This is a genomic window from Streptomyces sp. CO7 (assembly GCF_053474865.1).
In genome coordinates this window covers 307378-309783 of the sequence record NZ_JBRIOU010000008.1, presented here as the reverse complement: position 1 = coordinate 309783, position 2406 = coordinate 307378, and the positions used below count along the sequence as shown (strand labels likewise).

Annotated in this window: 1 protein-coding gene and 1 pseudogene; both read left to right on the top strand. The window is 75.6% G+C overall.

The window, feature by feature from the left end; genetic code table 11:
* The first annotated feature begins 28 nt into the window (after window positions 1–28).
* Window positions 29–1486, top strand: coding sequence for an FG-GAP repeat protein (locus ACOV8S_RS26315; protein ID WP_448320886.1), 1458 nt, complete (start codon window positions 29–31; stop codon window positions 1484–1486).
* A 305-nt stretch (window positions 1487–1791) separates the two neighbouring features.
* A pseudogene (locus ACOV8S_RS26310) lies at window positions 1792–2406 on the top strand (N-acetylmuramoyl-L-alanine amidase); the annotation flags it as partial.

Genomic DNA, 2406 nt, shown 5'->3' with positions numbered 1-2406 from the left:
CCCCTACGCCTCGCCCTTGGAGCCCTTCGTGCGCACTCGGATCCGCAGGTACGCCTCAGCAGCAGCCGTCGTCGCGGCGGTGACCGCCGTTCCGCTCCTCGCCGCGCCGGCCTCGGCGGCCGTTCCGCCCCCGTCCGTGAGCGACTTCGACGGGGACGGCTACGCGGACCTCGCCGTCGGCGTCCCCGACGGCACGGTCGACGGCCACGCGAAGGCCGGTTACGTGAACGTCGTCCGGGGCGGCCCGAAGGGGATCGGCGCCCACGGGAGCCTGCGCGTCAGCCAGGCGACGGCCGAGGTCCCCGGTTCCCCCGAGGCCGGCGACCGGTTCGGCGCCTCGGTGGCGCTGGTGGACATGAACGGGGACGGCATCGCGGAGCTCCTGGCGGGCGCGCCCGGCGAGGACGTGAACGCCTACCCGGACGCCGGGTCGGTCGTCGCGGTCGCCGGGGCCCGCAGCGGCACCCGCCCGGCTTCCGTGGTCGCCACCGGGCGGGCGGCGTCCGCGTCGTACGGCCTGTCGGTGGCCGGCGCCGACCTGACCGGCGACGGCAGCAGGGACGTCGTGGTCGGCGGGAAGGGCACGGTGGTGCTGCGCACCGCCGACGGGCTCTCCGGCACCGTCGTCACCGACCACATGGGAAGCCGAGCCCCCTCCCTGGCCGCCGGGGACTTCGACGGCGACGGCACGCAGGACCTGGCCGTCGGGTACTGGTCGACCACCCCGTACATCCGCTCGCACGTGCGCCTGTACCGCTGGGACGCGGCCGAGCAGGCCGTCCAGAACTTCTGGAACACCGACAACGCCGGCGTCTCCGCCCTCGCCGCGGGCGATTTCGACGGCGACGGCCGCGACGACCTGGCGCTAGGCGAGTGCCGCGAGATCGCCGACGAGAACATCGACGACCCCTGCGGCCCCGAGGAGTTCGCCGCGGGCGGCGGGATCCACGTCCACTACGGCAGCGGCACCCCCTCCGGCTCGTTCGGGTTCCGACACCAGACGCTGGGCCAGGACAGCCCCGGCGTGGCGGGCGTCGCGGAGTCCGGCGACCGCTTCGGCGCCGCCCTCGCCGCCGCGGACGTGGACGGCGACGGCCGGGACGACCTGTACGCGGGCGCCCCCGGCGAGGCGATCGGCGCCCGGGCCGGGGCGGGCGCCACCACCCTGCTGTTCGGCGGCCCGGCCGGTCTGCTGGACGCCTCGGGCCGGGGCCGCTCGGCGGCGCTCAACCAGGGCACCCCGGGCGTGCCGGGCGCCGCGGAGGCCTCCGACGCCTTCGGCGCCGCCGTCGTCACCGGCGACTACGACGGGGACGGCGCGGTGGACCTGGCGGCCGGCTCGCCGGGCGAGAACGCGGGCTCCGGCGGGGTGTGGCTGCTGCCCCGGGCGGGCGCGGCGGGCTCCTTCGCGATCACCCCCGGGAAGCTGGGGCTGCCTTCGCCGTCGAGCGCCCTCGGCTACGGACGTCACCTCCACAGCAGGTGACGGACCGTCGGCCGACGTGGCCGGCAGCGGGCAGGGCAGCGCCCCCCGGGGGGTCCGGAACGCGGCGCTCCGGATCCCGGACCCGGGGGTACCGGGCGGCCCGTGAATTGACTGCCGTCTCCCGTGCAACCTTTGCCACGCCAGCGCAGTCATGTACATGAGGCCGGGGGACATGCCGTGGGCGCGCGCGTCGTGACCTGTCGAGGCGCCGGGCCGGCCGCACCGTCCGTGCGGGGCCCAGGCCGCCTCCGTCCCTCTGCCTCCTGCCGACGCACCAAGGCGTCGACATACGTGAGGTAGGAGCTTTGACACGTCGTACGACACATGCCTACCGCCCGCTGAGCATGAAGCGCAGAGCCTGGATCACCCTGGGCGCCGTGCTCCTCGGCGGCGGTGGCGTGGCCACTTACGCGATGGCCGACCCGCCGGCCGACACACCGGCCTCCGAGGCCCGCTCCAAACGCCCGGTACGGGTCTACGACCTCGCGCTGCCGGGCGGCGGCTCCAAGAAGGAGCTGCCGCGCACCACGACCAAGCTCTTCTCGCTGCTGGGCGTCTCCTGGGACGCCGCCGAGAAGCCGCTCGAGGGCACCGCGCAGGTGCGCACCCGTAGCGCGGAGACCGGCAAATGGTCCGACTGGAAGGACCTCGAGTTCCACGCCTCCCCGCCGGAGAAGCCCACCGCCGAGATGCGCGGCGCCTCCGAGCCGCTCTGGGTCGGCCCGTCCGACGGCGTCGAGGCGCAGGTGGTCCGCGAGGACGGCAGCACCACGGCGATGCCCAAGGGCATGCAGGTCAACATGGTCGACCCGGGCGTCGTCACCACCGCGGAGACGAAGTCCACGGACGTCCAGGTCGAGCCGGCCGCCTTCGCCGCGGCGAGCGACGAGAGCGAGTCGCCCGCCCCGGCGGCCACCGAG